This window comes from Pseudobutyrivibrio ruminis HUN009 (genome assembly GCF_000703005.1).
GTDB classification, from domain to species: Bacteria; Bacillota; Clostridia; order Lachnospirales; family Lachnospiraceae; genus Pseudobutyrivibrio; species Pseudobutyrivibrio ruminis_A.
On the sequence record NZ_JNLH01000001.1, the window covers coordinates 1,593,052 to 1,619,433 of the forward strand.

At 39.9% G+C, this 26,382-nt stretch carries 22 protein-coding genes; 16 read left to right on the forward strand and 6 right to left on the reverse strand.

Features of this window, described 5'->3' with window-relative positions:
- The first annotated feature begins 6 nt into the window (after positions 1-6).
- Positions 7-882 (forward strand): aldose 1-epimerase family protein, encoded by an 876-nt coding sequence (locus BO15_RS0107210; protein WP_033153661.1) that lies wholly within the window; start codon positions 7-9, stop codon positions 880-882.
- Here the strand turns inward: BO15_RS0107210 and BO15_RS0107215 are convergent.
- Positions 879-2,240, reverse strand: coding sequence for an MATE family efflux transporter (locus BO15_RS0107215; RefSeq protein ID WP_033153663.1), 1,362 nt, complete (start codon positions 2,238-2,240; stop codon positions 879-881). The two genes, BO15_RS0107210 and BO15_RS0107215, sit on opposite strands and share 4 nt — an antisense overlap.
- Before the next feature lie 211 nt (positions 2,241-2,451).
- On the opposite strand from BO15_RS0107215, the gene BO15_RS0107220 reads away from it, so the two are divergent.
- On the forward strand, positions 2,452-3,954 hold the full coding sequence (locus BO15_RS0107220; RefSeq protein ID WP_330372007.1) for an alanine/glycine:cation symporter family protein: 1,503 nt from the start codon (positions 2,452-2,454) through the stop codon (positions 3,952-3,954).
- 29 nt (positions 3,955-3,983) lie between these two features.
- Here the strand turns inward: BO15_RS0107220 and BO15_RS0107225 are convergent, their stop codons facing one another.
- Positions 3,984-4,625, reverse strand: coding sequence for a DUF4867 family protein (locus BO15_RS0107225; protein ID WP_033153668.1), 642 nt, complete (start codon positions 4,623-4,625; stop codon positions 3,984-3,986).
- 211 nt (positions 4,626-4,836) lie between these two features.
- Between BO15_RS0107225 and BO15_RS0107230 the strand changes: the two genes are divergently transcribed.
- A complete protein-coding gene (locus BO15_RS0107230) occupies positions 4,837-6,321 on the forward strand; it encodes a DUF1846 domain-containing protein (protein WP_033153670.1) in 1,485 nt (494 codons plus the stop codon).
- A gap of 26 nt (positions 6,322-6,347) precedes the next feature.
- On the opposite strand, the gene BO15_RS0107235 is transcribed toward BO15_RS0107230, so the two are convergent.
- On the reverse strand, positions 6,348-6,953 hold the full coding sequence (locus BO15_RS0107235; RefSeq protein WP_033153671.1) for an HAD family hydrolase: 606 nt from the start codon (positions 6,951-6,953) through the stop codon (positions 6,348-6,350).
- A gap of 161 nt (positions 6,954-7,114) precedes the next feature.
- Here BO15_RS0107235 and rsmH point away from each other — a divergent pair, with 161 nt between their 5' ends.
- The 9 genes from rsmH to thrC all read left to right on the forward strand — a co-directional run bounded on the left by rsmH (position 7,115) and on the right by thrC (position 18,893).
- Positions 7,115-8,158, forward strand: coding sequence for a 16S rRNA (cytosine(1402)-N(4))-methyltransferase RsmH (gene rsmH / locus BO15_RS0107240; RefSeq protein WP_033153673.1), 1,044 nt, complete (start codon positions 7,115-7,117; stop codon positions 8,156-8,158).
- Between the two features lie 16 nt (positions 8,159-8,174).
- Positions 8,175-9,131, forward strand: a complete 957-nt coding sequence (locus tag BO15_RS0107245) for a Gfo/Idh/MocA family protein (RefSeq protein WP_033153676.1) — start codon at positions 8,175-8,177, stop codon at positions 9,129-9,131.
- A gap of 268 nt (positions 9,132-9,399) precedes the next feature.
- Complete coding sequence (locus BO15_RS0107250; protein WP_157752325.1) at positions 9,400-10,365, forward strand: GGDEF domain-containing protein; 966 nt, start codon at positions 9,400-9,402, stop codon at positions 10,363-10,365.
- 78 nt (positions 10,366-10,443) lie between these two features.
- Positions 10,444-10,788 (forward strand): helix-turn-helix domain-containing protein, encoded by a 345-nt coding sequence (locus BO15_RS0107255; RefSeq protein WP_033153681.1) that lies wholly within the window; start codon positions 10,444-10,446, stop codon positions 10,786-10,788.
- Position 10,789: 1 nt separating this feature from the next.
- Complete coding sequence (locus tag BO15_RS0107260; RefSeq protein WP_033153689.1) at positions 10,790-11,896, forward strand: cation diffusion facilitator family transporter; 1,107 nt, start codon at positions 10,790-10,792, stop codon at positions 11,894-11,896.
- A gap of 19 nt (positions 11,897-11,915) precedes the next feature.
- On the forward strand, positions 11,916-13,610 hold the full coding sequence (locus tag BO15_RS0107265) for a phospho-sugar mutase (RefSeq protein WP_033153691.1): 1,695 nt from the start codon (positions 11,916-11,918) through the stop codon (positions 13,608-13,610).
- 136 nt (positions 13,611-13,746) lie between these two features.
- Complete coding sequence (locus tag BO15_RS0107270; RefSeq protein WP_033153693.1) at positions 13,747-14,448, forward strand: ABC transporter ATP-binding protein; 702 nt, start codon at positions 13,747-13,749, stop codon at positions 14,446-14,448.
- Positions 14,449-14,474: 26 nt separating this feature from the next.
- Positions 14,475-17,297, forward strand: a complete 2,823-nt coding sequence (locus BO15_RS0107275; protein ID WP_033153696.1) for an ABC transporter permease — start codon at positions 14,475-14,477, stop codon at positions 17,295-17,297.
- Between the two features lie 105 nt (positions 17,298-17,402).
- Positions 17,403-18,893 carry a threonine synthase gene (gene thrC / locus BO15_RS0107280; RefSeq protein WP_033153699.1) on the forward strand — a complete coding sequence of 497 codons (1,491 nt, stop codon included), beginning with the start codon at positions 17,403-17,405 and terminating at the stop codon, positions 18,891-18,893.
- Positions 18,894-19,211: 318 nt separating this feature from the next.
- Here the strand turns inward: thrC and BO15_RS0107285 are convergent, their stop codons facing one another.
- Positions 19,212-20,093: a hypothetical protein gene (locus tag BO15_RS0107285; protein WP_033153702.1), complete on the reverse strand. Its 882-nt coding sequence runs from the start codon at positions 20,091-20,093 to the stop codon at positions 19,212-19,214.
- Positions 20,094-20,096: 3 nt separating this feature from the next.
- Entirely contained in the window at positions 20,097-20,477 is a 381-nt protein-coding gene (locus tag BO15_RS0107290; protein WP_033153704.1) for a response regulator, read from the reverse strand.
- Positions 20,478-20,677: 200 nt separating this feature from the next.
- Between BO15_RS0107290 and BO15_RS0107295 the strand changes: the two genes are divergently transcribed.
- The 3 genes from BO15_RS0107295 (at position 20,678) to BO15_RS0107305 (ending at position 23,455) form a co-directional block, all read left to right on the forward strand.
- Complete coding sequence (locus BO15_RS0107295; RefSeq protein ID WP_033153706.1) at positions 20,678-21,028, forward strand: hypothetical protein; 351 nt, start codon at positions 20,678-20,680, stop codon at positions 21,026-21,028.
- A gap of 83 nt (positions 21,029-21,111) precedes the next feature.
- Positions 21,112-21,783: a response regulator transcription factor gene (locus tag BO15_RS0107300; RefSeq protein WP_033153708.1), complete on the forward strand. Its 672-nt coding sequence runs from the start codon at positions 21,112-21,114 to the stop codon at positions 21,781-21,783.
- 16 nt (positions 21,784-21,799) lie between these two features.
- Positions 21,800-23,455 (forward strand): sensor histidine kinase, encoded by a 1,656-nt coding sequence (locus tag BO15_RS0107305; protein WP_033153709.1) that lies wholly within the window; start codon positions 21,800-21,802, stop codon positions 23,453-23,455.
- A gap of 28 nt (positions 23,456-23,483) precedes the next feature.
- On the opposite strand, the gene BO15_RS0107310 is transcribed toward BO15_RS0107305, so the two are convergent.
- Positions 23,484-24,128, reverse strand: a complete 645-nt coding sequence (locus BO15_RS0107310; protein ID WP_033153710.1) for a hypothetical protein — start codon at positions 24,126-24,128, stop codon at positions 23,484-23,486.
- 239 nt (positions 24,129-24,367) lie between these two features.
- Here BO15_RS0107310 and BO15_RS0107315 point away from each other — a divergent pair, with 239 nt between their 5' ends.
- Complete coding sequence (locus BO15_RS0107315; protein ID WP_033153712.1) at positions 24,368-26,380, forward strand: methyl-accepting chemotaxis protein; 2,013 nt, start codon at positions 24,368-24,370, stop codon at positions 26,378-26,380.
- Positions 26,381-26,382: the final 2 nt, after the last annotated feature.

The window sequence follows — 26,382 nt, forward strand, 5'->3', positions numbered from 1 at the left end:
TATACTATGAACTACACATTAGAAAATGACAAAATAAAGCTTACAGTTGCTGAGCATGGAGCAGAGATTAAATCACTTATTAGAAAAGCTGATGGGAAGGAGCTTATGTGGCAGGCAGATGCTGCATATTGGGGACGTACAGCGCCAGTGCTTTTCCCGCTTGTAGGAAATTACTATCAGAAAAAGTCAGTATACAATGGCCAGACATATGAAATGGGGCAGCACGGCTTTGCCAGAGATATGGATTTTATGCTTGGCAGACAGACTGAAAATGAGCTGGTTTTCTTACTTAAAGATAACGAAGAATCAAGAAAGAAATATCCATTTTCATTCCTACTTGTAATCACTTACAGATTGGAAAATGATACTGTAAATGTTGAATGGAAGGTTGAAAATCCAAACGAAGAAACTATGTACTTCTCGATTGGCGGACATCCAGCATTTAATTGTGATTTAGACACTTATACACTCCGATTCGAAAAAGACAATCAGCCTAATGCAAAGATTACCGCAAATATCATTGCAGATGATGGAAGTGGCTGTTTAGGAGATGAGCAGAAGCAGTTTGAGCTTGAAAATGGAGTCCTTGGAATGTCAGATGAGCTTTTCAGCCGAGACGCTCTTATCATTGAGGATAGACAATCAGACAAGGTGACACTCATTGATGACAACGGTCAGGCTGTAATAGCAGTTAAGTTTGATGCACCACTATTTGGTGTATGGTCCCCAGTAGGAAAGCATGCACCATTTGTATGTATCGAGCCATGGTATGGCAGATGCGATAGAGTAGGCTTCAATCAAAAATTAGAGGAACGTGAATACGGAAATGCGTTAAGTATCACAGACATATTCCAGGTAAGCTTTGATATTCAAGTATTTTAAATAGAGATATCTGTTTCAATGGAAATCTTGCTTCTAAAGTAGGTAAGGTATCTAATCCATGCAGTAACGCCACTAATGAGCCAAACAACGCCTGAAGAAATCCAAATGCCTGCTTCGCCAAAACCCAGATAACTGCAGAACAATGCAGGGATGGTGAAACGGCCGATGATCTCAACAATTCCATTGAACAATGAAAAGAAGGCATCACCTATTCCAGTTAGGACTCCACGAATGACATAAATCATTCCAAGTGCCAGATAAAATAGGCTGGTAATTCGAAGGCCCATGGCACCAAGCGAGATGATGGCTTCATCCTCTACAAAAAGCCCAGTGATGGTACGGCCAAAGAACTGCATTATAAAAATTAAAAACAGCGTTAGTATAATCATGATACGAATTCCGGAATAGTATCCTGATAGTACACGATCATTTTTCTTGGCACCGAAATTCTGCCCGCTAAAGGTAGAAATTGAGGTGCCAAGTGTTGTATATGGCTGATGTATTAATTGCTCAATTCTGTTTGTAGCAGTGAAAGCGGCAACCACTATAGTGCCGTAGGAATTTACTATTCTTTGAACTGCCATTGATGAGATTGCTATCAATCCAAATTGGATAGACATAGGTACACCAAGGCGAATAACCTTATAACACATCTGTCGTGAAAGCTGAATGTCATCACATGTAAAACGGAAATACGGATTTGTTCTATAGGCATGGATGCTACATAGAATAACTGATGTTAATTGAGAAATAATAGTAGCAAGTGCTGCACCCTGAATACCTTTATGAAGAATACAAACCATAATGATATCTAGTGTGATATTCAAAACGATTGAGAAAATCAAGAAATATAAAGGTGTCTTGGAATCCCCAAGAGCTCTAAGCATAGAGGATAGAAAATTGTATAAAGAAACAAAAAGCAAACCTACGCACATATATCGAGTGTAGGAAATGGCATCAAAAAGAATATTTTCAGGTGTGCTTAGAATTCGTAAAAATTGAGGAACAAAAATAAAGCCCAAAATACCTATCACAAGAGGCACTATAAGCATGATTAATGCGGTATTTACAATGCATTTTTTGACATTGGAATCCTCGTGTGCACCGTAAAATTGGGAAACAACAATTCCGCCGCCTCCGCCTATTCCGTTACACAAGGCAAAAAATAGAAATGTGATAGAACTGGTGGCACCGATAGCAGCGAAAGCGTTTGCACCTACAAATCGGCCAACGATGATAGAATCTGCAAGGTTGTATATTTGCTGAAAGATATTGCCAATAAGGGTTGGAAGGGCAAACAACAGAAGATGTTTAGTTGGGTTTCCTTGGGTCATATCTGTAATGTTTTTGCTGGACATATATAGCTCTCCTTATGGCACTTTTTCCACATTATATCTACATTTTCAAGGGATGTCTTAGCAATAATTGCTAACAAAATAATAAGAATAAAAAAATACTTTACTTTAGCTTGGTGAAGCGTTAGAATATATCTAAAATTGTCTTGCGTAGGAAGACAAATGTCCGCACGAGACGCAACTGGCCAAATAAGATGTAAAGGGAGATATGCCTGTGGAAAGAGTTTTATCAATCGTAGAAAAGGTTAATAGTGCAGTAAATGGATTCGTATGGGGCTTGCCAATGCTCATTCTTTTAGTGGGTACTGGTATTCTGATGACTTGTCTGACCAAGTTTTTCCAGATTACTCACATCAAGCATTGGATTAAAAATACTATCGGTGGTATTTTCAAGGACTCACATGTTACAGCACACACAGAAAAAGAGGATACTCAGATTTCTCAGTTCCAAAGTCTTTGTACAGCACTTGCAGCTACAATCGGAACAGGTAATATTGCCGGTGTTGCAGCAGCTATTGCATCCGGTGGCCCTGGTGCCATCTTCTGGATGTGGATTGTTGCATTCTTTGGAATGATGACAAACTTCTCAGAAAATGTGTTGGGCATTTATTATCGAAGAAGAAACGAGAGAAATGAGTGGTGCGGTGGTGCCATGTATTATCTGAGAGATGGTCTTGGTTCTAAAAAGGGCATGAGACATGTGGGCTCAGGGCTTGCTGTTTTGTTCAGCGTTTTCTGTATCGGAGCATCTTTTGGTATTGGAAACATGGGACAGGTAAATTCAATTGCAGTAAATATCAAATCTGCTTTTGGAATCCCAGCTATTGCAACTGGTATCTTTCTTATGATTCTTGGCGGTCTTGTTATTGTTGGCGGTCTTAAGAGAATCGCATCAGTTACAGAAAAACTAGTGCCTTTCATGGCTGTTATCTATTTAATTGGTGCGTTAATCGTTTGTATTGTCCATATTGATCAGGCAGGATCGGTATTCACTTCTATTATAAAGGGAGCATTTGGTATGCGAGCTGTTGGCGGTGGTATTGTAGGTAGTGGCGTTGCCATGGCTGTTCAGTGGGGAATGAAGAGAGGTGTATTCTCAAACGAAGCAGGTCTTGGTTCATCTGTAATGGTTCATTCCAGCTCGAATGTCAGAGAACCAGTAGTTCAGGGAATGTGGGGAATCTTCGAAGTATTTGCAGATACAATTATCGTATGTTCGATTACCGCATTTACGGTTCTTTCAAGTGGACTTGTAGATTTGGAAACAGGAGCAGTTATTTCAGACCAGGTATCAACAGCCCTTGTGGCAGAAGCCTTCTCAACAGTATTTGGCAAGTTTGGATATGCATTTATCGCAATTGCGATTTTGCTCTTTGCTTTCTCAACAACACTTGGCTGGAGCCAGTATGGTAGCAAAGGATTTGAATACTTATTTGGTAGAAAGAATGTAAAGATTTATCAGGTGATTTTCGTAGCCTTTATCGTAGTAGGAGCTACTATGGATTTGAGCCTTGCCTGGGATATTTCAGATACTCTCAATGGTATGATGGCTATTCCAAACCTTATCGGTGTGCTTGCACTTAGCGGAACAGTTATGAAGATTACTCAAAACTATGTTCAAAGAAAGATTTTTCATAAGGATGTAAAGCCTATGCTTTCAGCATTGGATCATATTCAGACAGTCCATGAAGAAGAGATAAAAAAAATGGCGGTTTAATCCGCCATTTTTTTATGCCTATTTAGATGTTAGATGTCGGCAGCGATATCGATGTTTTCATCTGTAATACCAACCCAAGCGCCATCCTTTGCTTCAGAGCTTTCAGCGTGAGCAAGAAGCCATTTGTTTGTGGCTGTCAAAAGAGTATCCTCCTTATTGTCAGCAGTAAACTCTGGCTTGCCAACATTTGTGCCCTTTGGAAGGCCAACTAAAACCTGGAATCCCGAATCCTTGTGAGCCTGACATGGAGCATAGTGAAGAGCAGTAGCATAAACTTCAATCATTACGCCCTTTGGACAGAAGAAAGCCTTTACCTTGCTAGAATCAAGCTTGTAATCAACGATTTCCTCTCTCTTTGCAAGAAGAAGGATGAAATCTGTAGCTCCCATGTTGATTTCACTTGAACGGTGATACTCAAGGCAGTTGAGCTTTGTGTTGTGACCGTTGCACCAACCAAACTGCATTGGAGAGCCACCAAATAGGGAATTAGTAATCTTGTCTGCAGCAGCTAAGCTCTGGAGGGCTGGTTCCTCGGCAACGTATTCTGTGCCCTCTGGAATAGGAGTGTTGTCTCTTAAAGCCTCCATGATTGCTTTCTTTTCTGCATCATATCCCTCGATGATTCGACCATAGCCTATAAACTCTGGATCTGTTACTTTTAAAATTTCCATGATTATCCTCCTAGTACATTATTTACCTTAAATCCTAATAAGATACTATAACGAGCAGAACAATTTGTCGTAGCAATTATTTAACTATTAGTGGCTAAAAATTGATTTGTTTTTATACTAAAATTATTGGATTAAAAGCCCATCCATGGTAAACTTATAGCCATTAAAAGATACATTTCAATCATTTGATTTTATTTAGAAGAAGGAAAATATGAGAAAATTAGGATTCAGTAACGAAAAGTACACAGAGATGCAATCAAAAAGAATTAGAGAGCGCATCGATCAATTTGGTGGAAAGCTTTATCTTGAGTTTGGTGGAAAGCTTTTTGACGATTACCATGCGTCAAGAGTTTTGCCAGGATTTAAGCCGGATGCCAAAATCACTATGCTCAAGGAGCTTGCAGACAAAACAGAAATCGTAATCGCTATCAAGGCTGGCGATATCGAGAAAAACAAGGTTCGTGGAGATATCGGTATCACATACGATATGGATCTTCTCAGACTTATCGATGCCTTTACAAGCTATGGCCTTTATGTAGGTTCTGTTGTTCTTACTCAGTTTGCAGAGCAGCCATCAGCAGTAGCATACGAGAAAAAGCTTAAAGCCCTTGGTCTTAAGGTATTCAGACACTATATCATTCCAGGTTACCCATCAAACATTCCATTCATTGTATCTGATGAGGGATTTGGAAAGAATGACTATATTGAAACAACTCGTCCACTTGTAGTTGTCACAGCACCTGGCCCAGGAAGTGGAAAGATGGCTACATGCCTTTCTCAACTTTACCATGAGTCAAAGCGTGGCGTAAAAGCAGGATATGCTAAGTTCGAAACATTCCCAATCTGGAACTTACCACTTAACCATCCTGTAAACCTTGCTTACGAGGCTGCTACAGCAGATTTGAATGATGTCAACATGATTGACCCATTCCATCTTGACGCATACGGAGAGACTGTTGTTAACTACAACCGTGATGTTGAAGTATTCCCAGTTCTTAAGGCAATGTTTGAAAAGATTTCTGGGGAATCTCCATACAAGTCACCTACAGACATGGGTGTAAACATGGCAGGAAACGCAATTGTGGATGATGATGTTTGCAGAAACGCATCAAACCAGGAAATCATCCGTCGTTACTATGAAGCTATAGTTGCAAAGCGCAAGGGCGATGGAAGTGATTCAGCTATTCAGAAGCTTGAGCTTTTAATGGAAAAGGCAGGCATTTCAGTAGCCGACAGACCAGTTGTATCTGCAGCAAACATCAAGGCAGAGCAGACTGGAGTACCATGCGCAGCTATGGAGCTTCCAGATGGTCAGATTATCACAGGTAAGACTTCTCAGATGCTTGGTGCTTCATCAGCTATGATGCTTAACGCATTAAAGCATTTGGCAGGCATCCCTGATGAGATTAAGCTTATCTCACCTGAGATTCTTACACCTATTATGAATCTTAAGACAAAGCATTTAGGTGACCACAATCCACACCTTCATTTGAATGAGCTTCTTATTGCCCTTTCAATGGAATCAATCAGCAACGAAAATGCAAAGAAGGCATATGATTGCATTCCAATGATGGAAGGTGCAGAGGTACATTCATCAGTTATTCTTTCTTCTGTAGACGTAGGTGTATTTAAGCAGCTTGGGGTTCACCTTACATGTGAGCCACGTTACGAAGGCAACAAGCTTTATCACAGCTAATTTAATAGAAAAAAATAGAAGCTCTTTTATTGCAAAAGAGCTTCTAATTCTTTAAGGGCAATTTCGTGATTCTTGTCCTTTGCCCATACGGCATTCAAACCGCATTCTCTGGCAGCGATTACGTTTGGTTTGCTGTCATCAATAAATACGCATTCCTCAGGAACTAAATTATATTTTTCGATTATACGATTATAGATGGCATGGTCTGGTTTGATTAGCTTTTCTTCGTATGAAAATACACCTCCATCAAGCATTGGAAGAAAATCAAGTTGCTTTAGTGCGCCTTCCCTCATGTGAGAAGACCAGTTTGAAAGGTAAAGCAGCTGATAGCCACGACTTTTTAAGTCGCGAATCCAATCCTTTGCAAAGTCGTACTGCCAAAGTGCATCACCAGCAGTCTCCCAGAAATGAATGATTTCATCCTTTATATCAGGGGCATCCTTTATAAAAGAGGCTACCAATTCTTCATTTGTAAGAACGCCTCTATCAACCTCGGCCCATTTATCACCAAAGACATTAGCCTTGATTCGCTCAACTAGCTCAGCATCGTTATTAAATTCCTTCATCATATATGCAGTCCAATCATAGCCGATAAGGACTCCACCAATATCAAAAATAATAGTTTTTATCATGATAATTCCCCTTTCATACGCGGAAGTCAAAAATTAAAACATCAGCTAATAGTTTAGCAAAACTACTGTGGCTCTTTCAATCCTATTGATACTATTTAAGACCTTATATTATAATTTAGAAGATGAATTAATTTGAAATATAGATAGAAACATGGAGCAATATGGAAGAAAAAAAGCATAAACGACGAGTTCATTACTCAGGAAAATATCCAAAGAAGTTTGAGGAAAAATATAAGGAGCATAATCCTGAAAAATATGCAGATACAATTGAGCATGTAATAAGCAAAGGCTCAACACCTGCTGGCATGCATATTTCTATTATGGTGCAGGAAATTCTGGATTTCTTGCAGATACAGCCAGGACAGCAGGGGCTGGATTGTACCCTTGGATATGGTGGCCACACCAGAAAAATGCTGGAGCAGCTTCAGGGCCAGGGTATTATGTACGGTTTGGATGTGGATCCAATCGAATCTGCAAAAACTGTGGAGCGTTTGCGCAAAGCCGGATTTGGAGAGGACAATTTTCAGTTTAGACTTATCAATTTTGCAAACATAGATAAGGTAGCCGAGGAAGCAGGCCAGTTTGATTTTGTTCTTGCAGATTTAGGAGTATCTTCAATGCAGATTGATAATCCAGAGCGTGGTTTTTCTTATAAGATAGATGGTCCGTTGGATTTAAGACTGGACCCTGCTCATGGTGAAAGTGCGGCAGAACGTCTTCACAACATCACTGAAGAAGAGTTTGTTGGAATGATGATAGAGAATTCTGACGAGCCATATGCTGAGGAAATCGCACACAAGGTGTTTACACTTATGGCAAAAGGAAATCCTATGGACACCACCACAACGCTCCGCGAGGCAATTGCAGAGGCACTTTGGAAGGTCCCAAAGGATGAAAAGGACCAGGCTATTAAAAAGAGCTGTGCCAGAGTATTCCAGGCACTTCGTATAGACGTTAATAGCGAGTTTGAAGTGTTATACGCATTCCTTGAAAAACTACCAGGGATTTTAAAGCCAGGGGGCAGAGTTGCCATCCTTACCTTCCATTCAGGAGAGGATAGACTTGTAAAGAAATCATTTAAGGAATTGAAGAAAGCGGGAGTGTATGCTGATGTTTCTTCAGATGTGATACGTCCATCGGCGGAGGAATGCAGAATCAATCCTAGAAGTAAATCTACCAAGATGAGATGGGCAATAAAACAGTAAGAAAGTGAGGAGAATAATGGTTTTAGGAATAGCAGGAAACGGTGTTATTGTTGGGGAAGTGCTTTCGTTTATTGACGAGATTGAGTTTGAAAAGATTTATATTTGTGGCAGAGAGAAAAGCAAAGATAAGCTGGATGCCATGGCAGCAAAATATCATTTAGATACCGTATTTACGGACTATGATGAAATGCTTAAGTCTGACGTTGACGTTGTATACGTAGGTGTACTTAATGATTTGCACTATGAATACTCAAAGAGAGCTATTTTGGCAAAGAAGCATGTTATTTGCGAAAAGCCTGTTACAAAGACCCTTGCTGAGTTTCAGGAGCTTGTAGATTTAGCGAAGGCTAATAAGGTTATGTATTTTGAGGCTATGAGTATTTACCATATGCCAGCTTACAAGCAGCTGCAGCAGGATGTTAAGTTAGCTGGAGATTTAAAGCTTTGTGTATTCAACTACAGCCAGATGTCTAGCAGATATGGCAAGTTCCACAGTGGAGAAATGGTGCCAGCGGTGTTTGACCCTGCCCATGATGGAGGTGCCCTTAGGGATTTAAATGTCTACAACATATCTGCAATGGTTGGTCTTTTTGGAGAGCCAAAATCAGTTCGATATGATGCTAATATGGAAAAGGGCGTTGATACAAGCGGCGTACTTACTGCAGACTATGGCAATTTCAAGGTTCTTTGTATTGGAGCCAAGGATTGTATGGCGCCTGGTCCATCAACAATCCAGGGTGTAGATGCAACAATCTGTATTTACCCTCACGTAAATGGCATGACAGAATACGATGTTCTTTTCAATGATGCTGATACAGAAACAAAAGAGGTTTCTCTTTCGGATGGAAGTCATAGACTTTACTTTGAATTTGCAGAATTCAAGCGCATCATTCAGGAGAAGGATTTTGAAGCCAATGAAAAATTGCTAAAATGCAGTGCGCAGGTAATGAGCATTATCGAAAAAACGAATTAATAATTCACAGTTTTATACAATTAATATGCTAAAATAAACGGTGTGTTTGTTTTAGCATATTTTATCTTTAAAGATTTATTACGAAAGGCTTTTTATGGTTGAGGCTGAGAGCTGGGTTATACTTAATTTTTTTACATCATTTTTATTAATATTGCTGCTGATATTTCAAAATCAGATTTCCAGGTTGCAGAAAGGACGTAAGTACTCGGCAATCCTTGTGTGTACGCTGGTTCTGTTACTATCTGAAACTATTGGTCGTATAGGTGAAATGTATCCGAATAAGTATTTATTCTTGGGATATATTGGATACTTTCTAATCTTCCTATTGGATCCACTTGATATATTGTATGCCATGTATTATCTGGATTGCTGGATGGATGATGAAGATTTAAAGCATAGACGTCCAATCAGATACTGCTTCGAACTGTTTGCAGTTTTGAATATAGTATTCGTTTCAATATCAGCGTTGTTCGGGCTGAAATGGTTTTTCTATTTTGAAAATGGTATTTACTATCGCGGTCAATTCTTCTTTATAAGAGCTGGATTTATGCTGTTGTTCATTTTCATGTTGCTTGTTTATGCGCTGGTATTCAATAAACACATCTTGAGTGAGTACAAGGCGGCAGTGTTGTTTTTGCCTGCATTATCATTAATTGGTGCATTGCTACAAATATTCATCGCCAATATTGATTGCACTTATGCAGGTATCTCATTGGGCTGCTTGATTTTATTTTTCTATTATCAAAGTCGAGATGTAAACATCGACTACCTCACTGGTGTATTAAACAGAAGAGGACTTGATATCAAGATGCAGGACATGGTTAAAAGTTCCATTTCTAGTGGAAAAGACTTTACTGCAGTCATGATGGATGTTGATAATTTCAAAGATATTAATGATAGTATGGGTCATGAGGAAGGGGATAAGGCAATCAAAATCATTGCTGATATTCTTGTGGATATTTTTGGAAGGTCTGCAGCCATAGGACGTTTTGGAGGAGATGAGTTTTGTGTAATCACTGACGAAATGGACATGAACCAGATAAACGAAAAGATTGATGAGGTTAGAAGCCAGGTAGAAAAGCAGAGCGCTCGTAATAATTGGCCACATGGTGTGGGCATAAGCTGTGGCTTCCAAAGCTATAATCATGACAGCAGTCTTACTGCAAAACAGTTTCAAGAACTTATAGACAAGCTGATGTATGTGGAAAAACAGGCCCATCACCAGTTGTCTTGAGGATAAAGTTATATTGTGTTATCGTATATACAATAGAGTTATTAACGCGGGATTTTACAGTTATGGAGGGGTATTAGGATGATTATTAGTGAACGTATCTTTAAGTTGATGGATGAAAAAGGTGTTTCGCAGCTTCAGTTAGCAGAAAAGACAGGGATTGCTCAAAGCACTATCAGTGATTGGAAGAGAAAGAAAACAAACCCATCATCAGACAAGATTATGGCCATCTGCGATGTACTAGATGTTTCACCTTTTGAGTTACTTCAGGACACAATTCCTTCTAAAGGGGCAGGAGAGGTTGATTTCCTTATTGCCAGTGAAGGAACTGCAGAATACGCTGTTCTCAAAAAGATGGAAAAACTTAATAAGAAAACAAAAGAAGAACTTACAAATTATGTTAAGGGATTAAGGAATAAGAAATAAAATGGACAGAAATAAAAAGATCATTCAAACCAGTTTGATTGGTATTGTTGCCAATTGCTTTTTGGCGGGATTTAAGGCGTTTGTTGGTCTTATTACAGGATCAATTGCAATTGTCCTTGATGCAGTAAATAACTTAAGTGATGCCTTATCATCGGTAATTACCATTGTCGGTACTAGAATTGCCAATAAGGCACCAGATAAAAAGCATCCACTGGGACACGGTAGAGTTGAATATATCACTGCTGCCATCATTGCAATTATCATTTCATATGCCGGCATAACATCACTTATCGAATCAATTAAGAAAATAATTGAGCCACAGTATCCAGAATACAACACAGCAAGCCTTATTATTGTGGCTGTTGCTGTAGTTGTAAAGATTGTACTTGGAACATACGTTAAAAAAGTTGGGGAGAGTGTTAATTCAGGTTCACTTATCGCATCTGGTGAGGATGCAAAGCTGGATTCGGTTATCTCTGCAACAACACTTGTAGCTGCAATCATTTTTATTGTATTTGGTATAAGTCTTGAGGCTTGGCTTGGTGCCCTCATCTCAATCATCATTATCAAATCAGGCTACGATATGATTTCAGAAACAATCTCACAGATTCTTGGAGAACGCGTAGAAATGCAGCTTTCTCATGATGTAAAGAGAGCTGTTGTTAGCTTTGATGAAGTTCTAGGGGCATATGATCTTAGCTTACACAATTATGGACCAAACCGTTACGTTGGTTCGATACATATTGAGGTTGATGAGGATATGGAAATGGCTCATCTTGATCAGCTTCAAAGACAAATCTTTCATAAGGTATATCAGGAGACAGGTGTTGGCCTTGAAGGAATCGGCATCTACTGCAAAAACAAAAAGGATTCACCAGCTGACATACTTAGAAAAGAGCTTTCAAAGTTTGTAAAGACATTCGATTATGTTAAGCAGATTCATGGATTCTATTTTGATGAAGCAAATCAGAGTGTCAACTTCGATGTGGTTATCAGCTTCGATGACCCAAATAGAAAAAAGACTTTTGAAAGTATTAATAATGCACTTAAGGAAAAATATCCACAATATACATTTAATCTTAACTTGGACATCGACTTAAGTGATTAATTTAGTTTTAGGAGGAATTATGGATTATAAAGCACGTTACAATGAATGGCTTGAAAAGCTTTCAGATACAGATCCATTAAAATCAGAGCTCCAGGGAATCGCTGGAGATGAAAAGGAAATCGAGGATAGATTCTATCAGGATCTTTCTTTTGGTACAGCCGGACTTCGTGGTAAGGTTGGCGCAGGTACTAATAGAATGAACTTCTTTACTGTTGGTAAGGCTACACAGGGTGTTGCAGATTTTATTGTTTCAAAGGGGAAGGATGCCTGCGAAAAGGGTGTTGTTATCGCACACGACCCACGTCATTTTTCTAAGGAGTTTTCTCAGCTTGCAGCTGGTATTTTTGCAGCAAATGGAATCAAGGTTTATGTATTCCCAGATCTTAGACCTACACCAGAGCTTGCATTTATGATTAGACGCCTTGGTACAGTTTCAGGTATCAACATTACAGCCAGCCACAACCCTAGAGAATACAATGGTTACAAGGCATATTGGGATGATGGATGCCAGGTTTCATCTGAAATTGCAGATGGCATGACAGAGTGCATCAATGCTGTAGATATTTGGACAGGTATCAAAAAATCAGACTTTGAGCAGGGTGTTAAGGATGGTAAAATTATCGTTTTAGGCGCTGAATATGACAGAGAGTACCTTGATAAGATTGAATCTTTAGCTATTCACGAAGGCGATGAGCTTGATCTTTCTATTCCTCTTGTTTACACACCACTTAACGGATGCGGTTCAATCCCATTTAGACAGATGCTCAACGACAGAGGTTTCTCAAACTGGACAATCGTTCCAGAGCAGGAGAATCCAGATCCTAACTTTACAACAGTTGGATATCCAAACCCAGAGGATCCAAAGGCATTTAAGCTTTCTGAGGAGTATGGACGCAAGTTTGGAGCAGAGCTTCTTATGGCCACTGATCCAGATTCAGACAGATTTGCAATTGAGATTCGTGACAGTGAGGGCAACTACGTACCTCTTAACGGTAACCAGACAGGATACCTTCTTGTAAATTACGTTCTTGAAGGACACAAGGATGCCGGCACACTTCCAGCAAAGGGAGCAATGGTTAAGTCAATCGTTACATCTACACTTTCTACAATCATGGCAAAGGCTTATGGTGTGGAAATGTTTGAAACACTTACAGGTTTCAAGAACATTTGTGGAAAGATTCCATATCTTCACGAGAACGGATACAAATATCTCTTTGGATATGAGGAGTCTGTAGGATACGCTATCTGCGAAGATATCCGCGACAAAGACGGTATCTCAGCTGGTATGATGGTTGCTGAGGCAGCTGCATACTATCGCAAGCAGGGCAAGACTCTTTGGGATGTTCTTCAGGAAATCTACGCTAAGTGTGGTTATTTCGCAGAGGATGAACCAAACATCATCCTTGAGGGAATTCCTGGTGCACAGCGCATCCAGCGTATGATGAAGTGGTTCCGCGAGAACCTTCCTACAGAGGTAGCTGGTGCAAAGGTTGAGAAGGTTATTGATTACATCAATGGATACGAGGACATTCCACCACAGAATGCAATTCGTCTCTTCCTTGATAATGGTTCATGGTTTGCAATCCGCCCATCAGGTACAGAACCAAAGATTAAGTTCTACTTCTATTCAAATCAGGATAGCAGGGAGAACGCACTTAAGGTTAACGGACAGATTAAGGACGAAATCTTCGCTCTTATTAATTCGGTAGAGTAATTGCAAGGTTAATATGGATTTATTGAAGGAACTTAGCGTATGGCTAAGTTCCTTTTTTGTTTCGCTAATAAGACACACTTTTATGGTAGCATGGTTATACTACCCACCAAAGGTGCATTTAGGCGGAGGTATTTTCATGAGTTTTGTAGAGTTTAAGAATGTTGGAAAAATATATAAGACTGGAGAGGTGAAGATAGAGGCTCTCCACGATGTTAATTTTGAAATAGAAGAAGGAGAGTTCTGCATTATTGTAGGGGCTTCCGGCGCAGGTAAGACTACGATTTTGAATATCCTAGGTGGAATGGATACTCTTACATCGGGAGGAGTTTATCTGGCTGATAGGGACGTGTCTGGATATTCACCTAGGGAGCTGACCAGCTACCGCAGATATGATGTAGGTTTTGTTTTTCAGTTCTACAACCTGGTTGGAAATCTTACAGCAAAGGAAAATGTGGAGCTGGCGGCTCAGATTTGCAATGATCCAATTCCAGCAGAGGAGATTTTGACTCAAGTAGGGCTTGCAGACAGAATGAATAACTTCCCGGCTCAGCTTTCCGGTGGCGAACAGCAGCGAGTTGCCATAGCAAGAGCCTTGGCAAAGAACCCTAAGCTTTTGCTTTGTGATGAACCAACTGGTGCGTTGGATGATGCTACAGGTAGAGCAGTTCTAAAGCTTTTGCAGGACACATGCAAAAAGAAGGGCAAAACAGTTGTTGTAATTACTCATAATCATGCTCTTACAGGTATGGCAGATAGAGTTATTTCTGTTAAATCAGGCACGGTTGTAGATATTACTTTGAATGAGCATCCTAAGAGTGTGGATGAGATAGTTTACTAGTGGTTATTTTGTTTTGGAGAAGATAAATGCTAGCAAAATCAAGTTTTAGAGAAATAAAAGAGACTATAGGTCGATATATCGCTCTTGTTCTTATCATCGCCCTTGGTGTTGGATTCTTTTCAGGACTTAAGGTGACGGACCCTGCTATGCGTCAGGCTATGCAGCAATACTTTAAGGATACTAGTTTTTATGATTATAGATTGATTTCAACATTGGGATTTGAAGAGGAAGATGTAGAGTATGTGGCAGAGAATGTCAGTGCAAGGGCTGTAGAAGGCTCTATTTCCTTTGATGTTTTGGCAGATTATGCAGATTCATCTCATGCTATAAAAGCTATTAGCATTCCAACTAACGTAAATACCATAGTATTGGAGTCAGGTAGACTACCAGAAAATGATGATGAGTGTCTTGTGGATTCATATTTGTTTGATGAATCTACTATCGGAAATACCATAAAAATATCTAGCAATAATGAAAAAGAGGATATAGAAAACTTTAAATACAGCCAGTACACAATTGTCGGTACAGTAAAATCACCACTATATATTCAGTATGAACGTGGTAGCACAACCCTTGGAAGTGGTGTGCTAGACGGTTATATTTACATTAATAAAGGTGGATTTGATGTAGAGTATTACACCGACATTTATGTGAAGCTTGATAGTGATTTAGAAATCTATTCAGATGAATATAAGGATCTTATTGACGGAAAAGAGGATGAGGTTCAGACGGCTCTTGATGAGGCTGCAAATAATAGATACGACCGAATAATAGCAGATGCTTATGATGAATTGAATGATGCTAAGGAAGAGTTTGAAACCAGCAAAGAGGATGGGGCAACAGAATTGGCTGATGCCAAAGAAGAGCTTGATAGTGCAAAGAAGCAATTAGATTCGGCAAAAGCACAGATTGAAGAATATGAGGCTCAGGAAAGTCAGCTGAAATCTACGCTTGATTTACTTTTGCTGGACCCAACTCAACAGGATGCGGCAGGAGAGCTTAGCGTACAGCTTTATACACTTCAGGTAGGACTTGAGACAGCAAAAACTGAGTATTCAAATGGTCTTGCAGAATATAATGATGGACTTGCTGAATATGAGGAAGGCCTGGAGGAATACAATACAAAGATTGCAGATGCAGAGGCAGAAATAGCAGATGCAGAAGCTGAAATAGAAGATATAGAGGAAGCTAATACATATCTTTTGATGCGAGACAGCAATGTGGGATATGTTTGCTTTGAAAGTGATTCCACAATTGTAGGAGCCATAGCTAACGTATTTCCGGTTTTCTTCTTCCTAGTTGCAGCCCTTGTATTCATGACCACCATGAATCGAATGGTTGAGGATCAGCGAACACAAATTGGTGTACTAAAGGCGCTGGGATATAGCAATGGAAGTATCATGGGCAAGTTTGTATTCTATTCAGGCTCAGCTGCATTTATAGGTACTGCTTTGGGCTTCGTGGTTGGAACAATTGCCTTTCCAAAAGCTATTTGGTTTGCTTATAAGATGATGTACAATACATCAGAGCTAATATATTACTTTAGCCCAACAATGCTTTTAATCAGCTTTGTTGTAGCTTTCATATGTTCTGTTGGTGTTACATTTATTTCCTGTAGATACGAAATGGGAGAGATGGCTGCATCCCTTATGCGTCCAAAGGCTCCAAAGGCCGGCAAGCGCATTTTCTTAGAATATATACCATGGTTCTGGAACAGGCTTAAATTCTTAAAGAAGGTTAGCCTTCGAAATATTTTCCGCTACAAAGGCAGACTGTTCATGATGGTACTTGGCATCGGTGGCTGTACAGCCCTTCTTGTGGCAGGATTTGGAATTTATGATTCTATTGCAGATATTGCCGTAAATCAGTTTACAAATATATCTAAGTACGATATGGATATCACCCTAAAAGACGGTGCTAAAGATACAGTTGCTCCTCTTGAAAATATGGGATATACGGTAGATGATTATTTACTTTATTATCACACTTCGGTAGATTTGAAGGCTGAAAAGCACACTAAGAATGTTTATTTAAATGTATATGATAATGATGCAAATATTGATTACTTCTACGATATGCATAATGGTGCGGAGCATATCGTATTTGCGGATTTAAAAGACGATGAAATCATTGTTAATAAGGGCTTAAGTGAGCGATATGGAATTAAAATCGGTGATAAGGTAACCATATCATCTGATTCAATGAATGCTACTACTTTCACAGTGGCTGCCATAAATGAAAACTTCATCTATAACTACGTATACCTAACAAAAAGTGGATATGAAGCAAGTATTGGCGCGCTTCCAGATAAGAAGAACGTATACTTGAACATCAAAGATGGGGAGGATGCCCACTCAGTCGGTGCGGAGCTTATGAACAACAAGAGCATTTCTGTGGTTTCAGCTACCATTGATACTTTGGATAGAGTAGACAGCATGATGAAGAGCTTGAATATCATAGTTTATCTTGTAATAGGAAGTGCGATGGCTCTTGCAGCAGTGGTTGTTTACAATCTGACCAACATCAACATTGCTGAGCGAGTAAGAGAGATTGCTACAGTAAAGGTACTTGGATTCTATAAGGAAGAAACAAGCGCGTATGTATTCAGAGAAAATATTCTACTAGCCATCATGGGAGCAGCAGTAGGGCTGGTGCTGGGCAAGTTTTTACATGCTTTTGTTATGAGCGAGATAGTGGTAGATTTGATTACATTTGATGTTAGAGTCACTGCTCTTAGCTATGCATTGGCCTTTGTATTAACCGTATTATTTACATTTATTATTAATCTTTTGATGGGCAAAAAGCTTGATGAAATCAGCATGACAGAATCTCTGAAAGCAGTAGAGTAATTTACAGAAATTACTAGCATTTAATGCTTTACTGTGCTACAGTATGTGTAACTGTTTGGGACTAGCCCAAAAGTTAAACAAAAATATAGTTAGAGAGGAATAATCATGGGAATCAATTACGTTAGCACAAGAGATGCATCAAAGCAGCAGATTACAGCTTCACAGGCTATTTTAAAGGGGTTGGCTGATGATGGAGGCTTATATGTACCTACATCCATTCCAGCTCTAGATGTTTCACTTGAGAAGCTTTCTGAAATGACATATCAGGAGGTTGCTTATGAAGTGTTAAAGCTTTTCCTTACAGACTTTACAGAGGATGAGCTTAAGCATTGTATAAATAGCGCTTATGATAGCAAGTTTGACACAGAGGAAATTGCACCACTTGTTTATGCTGATGGAGCATATTATTTGGAGCTCTTCCATGGTTCAACAATTGCATTTAAGGATATGGCACTTTCGATTTTGCCACATCTTATGATTACTTCCGCTCGTAAAAATAATATCAAGAACGATATCGTAATTCTTACAGCTACATCTGGTGATACAGGAAAGGCTGCTCTTGCTGGCTTCGCAGATGTAGAGGGCACTAGAATCGTTGTATTCTATCCAAAGAATGGTGTATCAGCAATACAGGAGCGCCAGATGGTTACTCAGAAGGGGGCTAACACTCATGTTGTTGGTATCAAGGGTAACTTCGACCAGGCTCAGACTGGTGTTAAGCAGATGTTCAACGACAAAGCTCTTGAAAAGGAACTTGATGCAGCAGGCTTCCAGTTCTCATCTGCAAACTCAATCAACATTGGACGATTAGTTCCACAGATTGCTTACTATGTATACGCTTACGCAAAGCTTCTTTCGGAGGAGAAGATTCAGTCAGGAGAGGCAATCAACGTAGTTGTTCCTACTGGTAACTTTGGAAATATCCTTGCAGCATACTATGCAAAGAACATGGGACTTCCTATTGATAAGCTTGTTTGTGCATCAAACGAAAACAAGGTCCTTTATGATTTCTTTACTACAGGAGAATACGACAAAAACAGAGAGTTCATCCTTACAAACTCTCCATCAATGGATATCCTTATCTCAAGCAATCTTGAGAGACTAATTTATCACATTGCTGGTGATGATGCTAAAAAGAATTCAGAGCTTATGGAGTCTCTTAAAACAACTGGTAAATACGAAATAACTTCAGATATGAAGGCTAAGCTTGAAAGCTTCTATGGAAATTACGCTTCAGAAGAAGAGACAGGTGAGACCATCAAGAATCTCTATGATAAGACAGGCTACATCATTGACACACACACTGGCGTTGCATCTTGTGTATATAACAAATTCAAGGCTGACACTCAGGATGACAAGGTAACAGTCATTGCATCAACAGCCAGCCCATTTAAGTTCACACGTGCTGTCATGGGAGCAATCGACTCAGCCTACGAAAGCGAAGAAGACTTCGTACTCGTAGACAAGCTCTCAGAACTCGGCAAAGTCGCCGTACCTAACGCCATCGAAGAAATCCGCTCCGCAGAAGTACGTCACGACACCGTCGTAGAAGTCGCCGACATGTGCGCCGAAGTCAAACGCTTCCTGGGTATCTAACATGACGGACACACCGTAGTTTTACATGCTCCCGCAGGGCACCCCTCGTACTCGAGCATGGGCCCCCACCCGCCGGCGTGGGATCCCTCCCATGCTCGGCACGATACTTCCCTGCTCGCGCTTGCCAAGATTATGATGTGTCCTTATTTTATGCATAAAATTAGCCAACCCACTTTTTTGTAGGTTGGCTTTTATTCTATGATTCAGTGAGCTGGTAGGTATAAAGCTCTGAGTGTTGCCGCAGGAGACGTGTTAGTCGACGAAGGCAATATCTCAGGCTTGAGACCGTAACCAGCGGGCTACGGTGTGTCCGTCAGGTTAGAAGCATATGATAAGGTGTATGGTTCCAAATGGGTAGGCGACCGGGAAGTCTACGCATTTGTTGGCTCCATAGAGGACACCGTCGGCGGTGATTTCTGGTGGAGCAAGTGATATGTCTTTTGATAAGGTGTTGGAAATATTTACTATGAAGAGTCCATTGTGGAGGTTGAGGAAGTCCTCAAGGGCTGCAACAACGTACTCATCGAAGTCTCCAAAGTCTTCTTTTGCGTAGCGGGAAGCAAATGCAATGGCTGTTTCCCTGTCGCAATCAATATGTGTAAGAAATTCTCTGTCGCTGGATATTCTCTGTGAAACACCAAATGTGACAGGAAATTCATCAAGTACCATAGGAGTGAGAGGAGAAAAGTCCTCTCCAACAAATCTAATTAAGCTGTTGAACATCAGCTCCAAATACATAACGTTTTCTTCACTTACAGGCATTTCTGCAAGGACAAAGAAATTGGAAATGATTGCATGGACAGCTTCTTCATTTTCAACATCTAGACTTAAATCATATATTTCAGTTTCATTTTTATAATCGAAAAGAATACGCTCTAACTCTTCGTAAGAAAAAATTCCATCTTCTACAAGATTTTGACCAAGTAAAATAAAATCAGGAGTCTGTCTTGTAAGTAAATCGTTTACCTGATCATCTGTAAGATACCCTCTTTCAACAGCTATTTCTCCAAAACGTTTGTCCTCACGTGTCTGAACATATAAGCATTCATCCACTTCTTTAGCAGTCATGAAACCTTCGTGAATGGCAATTGTGCCAAGCTTAATATGTGTTTGCGAAAGACGAGACATTGCATTGAAAAGCTGTTCTTGATTTACAATTCCTTTTTGAAGCAAATAATTCCCCAAGAATTGTGTATACATAGATTATTTTCCTCCAAGTCGAAGCTCGATTATTTCTTGAATTTGATTGTTCTCGAAAGGCTTCTGAATAAAGTCCTTTGCGCCGAGCTGAATTGCTTTTTTGAGTTGATCCTGAGTACCAACTGAAGAAACAATGATAATGATTGCATCATTGTCGAATTCTCTGATTTCAGATAGAGCAGTAGTGCCGTCTTTCTCTGGCATTACAATGTCCATAAAAACTAAATCAGGTTTTTCTGATTTGTACAAGTTTACAGCCTCTGCTCCGTTTTTTCCCTCAATAAAAGTAGCACCTGTGCTTACTTCTTTAACTGCATCCATGAGTTGTTTTCTAGCAAGGACTGAATCATCGCATATTAAAATCTTTTTGCCTGTAATATCCATATGTCTTATCCCTCCTGCACAGTATAGAATAATAATACAATAAGAATAGGTTTTATTCAAATGGATTTATCTGATATTTTTGTTAACTTTAAAGGAATTGAGGGAAAATTTCTGGAGCAAATAAATGGTCTGTTTTTATAGAAAAGAGAATAAATAATCTATATAATTATAAGCGAGAATAATTTATTGGAGGATTAAAAATGGATTTAGGTTTTATGAAAATATTTGATGTTGTAATAGGGGTATTGGGAGTATACCTGGTATTTGTTAGTATCAAAAGCCTTAAGGCTGGAATCGTTGATCCTATGATGATTACAACAGAGGAGCTTGCAAAGTGTTCTGATATCAAAGGGCTTTCAAAGTATTTGATGCCAAAGTCAGCTATTTTTGGAGCACTTTGTATTGTGTTTGGAATTCAGGGATTGCTTAATGACACTGGTTATGTAAAGTTCCCTCATGCAGTAAATGTAGGATTTCTTATTGCTTTTGTTGTAGTGTGGTGTGTTTTCTCATACTTTATCCGTAAAGCAAAGAAGACATATATTCATTAAAAAATTCTAATACCGTCACTTAGAATTCACATTTAGGGGGGATTATATAATAATCTAAGCTGGGTTAGCTATAGGAGGTCAGTATGAAAAAGATTTTGGTGGTAGATGACGAAGAAAAGATTCGTTCACTGATCCGTAAGTACGGTGAGTTTGAGGGCTATGAAATTGCAGAAGCATGCGATGGAATGGATGCTATAGAAAAGGTCAAGGCAAACAGTGATTATGATGTAATCATCATGGATGTTATGATGCCAGAGCTTGATGGATTCTCAGCTTGCAGTGAAATCAAAAAGATAAAGGATATTCCAGTTATCATGCTTTCAGCAAGAGGCGAGGAATATGATAGAATCCACGGTTTTGAGGCAGGTGTTGATGACTATGTTGTAAAGCCATTCTCACCAAAGGAACTTATGATGCGTGTTAATGTTGTTACGAGCCGCAGCAAATCTGATGAAGGTGCTGTAGATATTTTTCGTTACGAAGGCTTGGAGGTCAACTTTACTGCCAGAACAGTTTCTATTGATGGCAAACGAGTTGATATGTCACCAAAGGAATATGAGCTTCTGTTTTACCTGGTTCGAAATAAAAATATAGCACTTGAACGTGAACGACTTATTACTGAGGTTTGGGGTTATGACTACTATGGTGATGACAGAACCTTGGACACACATATAAAGCTTCTTAGAAACAGTTTAGGCGAGTATCGTCGCCTACTTGTTACACTTAGAGGTGTAGGTTATAGATTCGAGGCTTAAATTGTGGAGGACCCTTTTGAAAAAAAGTCAGATAAGTATTAAATGGAAAACCTTTTGTATATTCTTGATTTTTGCCATAGTACTTCTAGGAGTACTATGGTTTTTTCAGATTGTCTATCTGAATGATTTCTACAAAATGATAAAGCAAAAGGAAACAGAAAATGTTCTTGATCAAGTAGAGACACTTCTTCATGAATCGGATGACCCATCATCTGAAATTGACAAGCTAGCAGCTAGCAACAACCTTGGCGTATTCATTACAGATTCAGAGGGAAATTCTCTTTATAATGCAGAATACATTTCGAATTCTCAAATGTCTTCTTTGCCACATTTTATGTTCAGCCTCTTTTACGATGAGGCGGTAGCTAATGGTGGTGAGGCTGTTATTGAGTTTAAAGGTAGCGAGATGCAGCGAAGCATCAGGGAAAACCTTAATAAGGAGTTAGAACAACAGCCTGAAATAGACGGAGAATCAGAAGCCACTCCTGAAACGGAATTAGAACAACCTGAAAACATTTTAGAGAATGCTCCAGACAGTGCAGATGAAACTTCAGAAGAATCCTCTGGTCAGGGAGAGGGAAAAATTGAATACACAATCCCTCCGGAAAACGAAATGATGCAGGAGCAGTTCAGACAAAACATTGGTAATGAAATGGCTGAGTCTGTTATCTATGTTCGCATAATCGAAGTGGATGGGCAGGAAGAAGTTGTCATGATTAACTCAGTGTTAACACCTGTCGATGCTACAGTTACTACACTGAAAGCTCAGCTTCGAATTATCACCGTCATCATAATTATCATTGCATTTATTCTTGCAGCAGCCACAGCTAAAAGCACATCACGCTCTATTATCAAATTGAACGATGGCGCCAAGAAGCTTGCAGCTGGTGACTACAGCGTAAAATTCAATGCCAACGATTACATGGAAGTGGCCGAGCTTTCAAACACTCTAAACTATGCAGCAACAGAACTGGGAAAAGCTGACAGCCTACAGAAAGAGCTAATCGCAAATGTATCCCACGATCTTAGGACGCCACTTACCATGATAAAGGGATACGCTGAGGTTATGAGAGACATCCCTGGCGAGAACACGCCAGAAAATGTTCAGGTTATCATCGAAGAGACGGAGCGCTTAACAGGTCTTGTAAACGACATGCTGGACATTTCAAAACTCAAGGCTGGCACAATTTCCATCCAGCCAGAGGAATACAACTTTACAGAAAGCATTCGCCATGTCCTGGAACGCTACAACAAGCTTCGCGAAGTAGAAGGCTACACCATAGACTTTGTATATGACGACGAAGTCAACGTATATGCAGATGAGCAGAAGATGTACCAGGTCCTTTACAACCTGGTAAACAACGCCATCAACTACACCGGCGAAGACAAAAAGGTTACCGTTATCCAAAAGGTCATTGGCAATACCCTCCGCATCGAAGTAGTTGACACCGGCGACGGCGTAAAACAAGAGGACATCCCATACGTATGGGACCGCTACTACAAGGACAAGACAACCCACAAGCGAGCCCTTCAAGGCACTGGACTAGGCCTCTCCATCGTAAAGAATGTACTGGAACTCCACGGTGCCAAATACGGAGTCTCATCCATCACCGGCCAAGGCGCCACCTTCTGGTTCGAAATCAAAATCGACCCCTTCGCCGAAGAGGAGTAGGGGCCTCTGTGGATGGTGGCCCCTGGGATTAGCGGAGCTCTGAGTAGCCGAAGGAGTTTACGATGGCGTCGATTGGAACGCCGGATTTGCAGAGAGGGCACTCGTGGAGTGGGTATGACTGGTAGTTAGGGATGTCCTCGTCGTGGAATACGGCTGTTACAGGGATGTTGTCCACTTCTCGAACGGCTGAGAAGATGGCGCAAGCACCGCTTATAGTTGCTCCGTAGTATTGTACACATTCGGCCAGGCTTTCAAGAGTGCGGCCTGTGGTTAGTGATCCGAATAATAAAAGAACGTGTTTGTCGCGGATAGTCAGTTGCAGATTATCGCGGAAGATGTGCTGGCCGGAAGATGCAAGCTCTGGGGCAGTGACATAGATTGTCTTGTGCTGGTTGTAGTTTGCTACGCCGGCTTTTGTTAGTTCTTCAGCAAGATAGGTTCCAACTACTTCCATGCCATCGGCACATACGATTGTGTCTACTGGTGTGGAAACGGAGTAGTGCATTGCAAGAAGCTGGGCTACGCCATGAGCTTCGTTGCATCTGGTCTTTATTGTTCCGATTTCCATGTAGTTTGTGATGTGGGAGTGGTTGGTTGCGAAGTGACCAGGAATTATTTTCAAAACAACATCTGAGTTTAGTGGAGCAGGAATTTTAGTATAGTCTTTTAACATAATAAACCCCTTTCTTGTATGAACCTTATAGTTCAAATTTCCCCTTTTTGATATTTACATCATATCATACTTTTGTCAGATATCTAGTGAATAAATTTTGTATTACATACAAAAATAGAAAAACACATTAAATTCACAGATAAGACATGGATTTTTATAAATTTGCACATCCAAATATGCTAGTGTTTTAATAGTACACTTTACGTTTACGTTTCATATTATACAGAAGGAGGGGGCTTATGGCGAAAGGGCAAGCTAAACAAAAGCGAATTAGTACACAGTTATTGGTGGTTTTAATTCCACTTGTAATTGTGGCAATCGCAATTGTAACCACTATTTTGGCATTGCAGGCAAAGAATGTAATTGAGGCTGAAGCAACAGAAGGGCTGCATCAGGAATCTAGAGCAAATGCTGCAGATATTGCTCAGACAATGGATAGCATGACCAAGTATTATGATGGTTTGGCGGATGCTATTGAGGGCGGAACTTTCGAAAGTGATGTACAGATTAATAATCTGTTGACTGAATCATTGAATGAGTTCCCTGGTGTTGTAACAGATGCCTATATCGCAATCGGTAGAACAGAGTTCTATGATGGTAGCGGATGGTTTCCAGATTTAAGTGAATATGATGCAACTACCAGAGGTTGGTATCAGAATGGTGATGGCCAGACAGAGATTGTTATAGGTGCACCTTCTCTTGATTTAACAACTGGAAATATGGTTGTTTGCGGCTCACGTTCTATTACATTGAACGGTCGTAAGGGTGTTATGTCTACAGATATTGCACTTGCTGGCATTTCTGAAATGGTTAGCCAGTATACACCAGGTGAAAGTGGAGCCAGCTTGCTTGTTCAAGGAACTCAGATTATTGGTTCCGTGGAAACAGAATATGTAGGTACTGATGTATCTGAACATACAGATGATGGATTCTTACAAAGAATGTCAGAAATTGTTGCTGCAGGTGGAAGTGATTCTGTAGTTACAATGAAAGGAAATAATGGAAAGAATTATTTCGTTTCATTTGATAATGTAGATGGTACAGAGTGGACTCTTATTTCTTATGTACCACAGGATGCAGTATTAGCAGAGCTTAGACAATTCATTATCATTAGTATTGCAATTGCTGCAATTATTGTTTTGATAATGGCAGTAATTCTTCTTCAGTTAATCAATTCAAAGATTACTAAGCCAGTACGTGGTCTTACAGAAAATATTACAAGAATAGCTAGTGGTGACTTTACAGTTGAAATTCCAGCAGGTGGCGGAAATGAAATTGGCACCATGAATAATAACATGCATGATTATGTTGAACAGATGCGTAGTACGCTCACTGAGATTAAGAGTATGACTGATCAGCTTGCTTCTGAGGCTGCAAATAGTAAGAATGTATCTGGTGATTTGAACGAGCGTGCTGATGAGCAGGCAAGTGCTATGCAACAGATTCAGCATACGATGGATGATATGTCATCTGCAGTTGCTGATCTAGCAGAAAATGCAACAGTATTGGCTCAGCAGGTTAATGATTTGACTATGCAGAGTGAGACAACAAAGCAGACAATGGACGATTTGGTTAGCACAGCAAGAGATGGTCAACGAGACATGGAGGCTGTTCAGTCTGGCATGACAAATGTTGCTCAGTCTATGCGTGAAATGAATGATGTTGTTAACAATGTAGATGAGTCTGCTAAGCAGATTGATTCTATTGTTGATATGATTAATTCTATTTCCAGCCAGACAAACCTTCTTTCACTTAATGCTTCCATTGAGGCAGCACGTGCAGGTGAAGCCGGTAAAGGATTTGCTGTCGTTGCTGATGAGATTGGTGCATTGGCGCAGAATTCTGCAGATAGTACTCAGCAGATTTCAGCTATCATCAAAGAGATTACAGCTCAGATTGCAGAGCTTTCAACAAAGGCAGAATTAAATGTTGAAGAAATCAACACCAGTATGGAATCTGTAAATCAGGCTGGTGAAACATTTGAAAAGATATTCAAGAGCCTTGATGAGGCCAGTGATACTGTTGGAGATATGATTGATAAGATTGGTAGTGTTGATGAGATTGCAACTTCTATGGCTGCTATTTCTGAGGAGCAGTCAGCTAGTACCCAGGAAGTTAGTGCTACAGCAACAAGTCTTGCTGAAGGTGCAGAACAGGTTGCAGAAAACTCTCGTGGTGTGGATAACAGTGCCACTGTAGTATCTGAATCATCTGATAAGATTGAAAATCTTATTAATCAGTTTACCGTATAAAC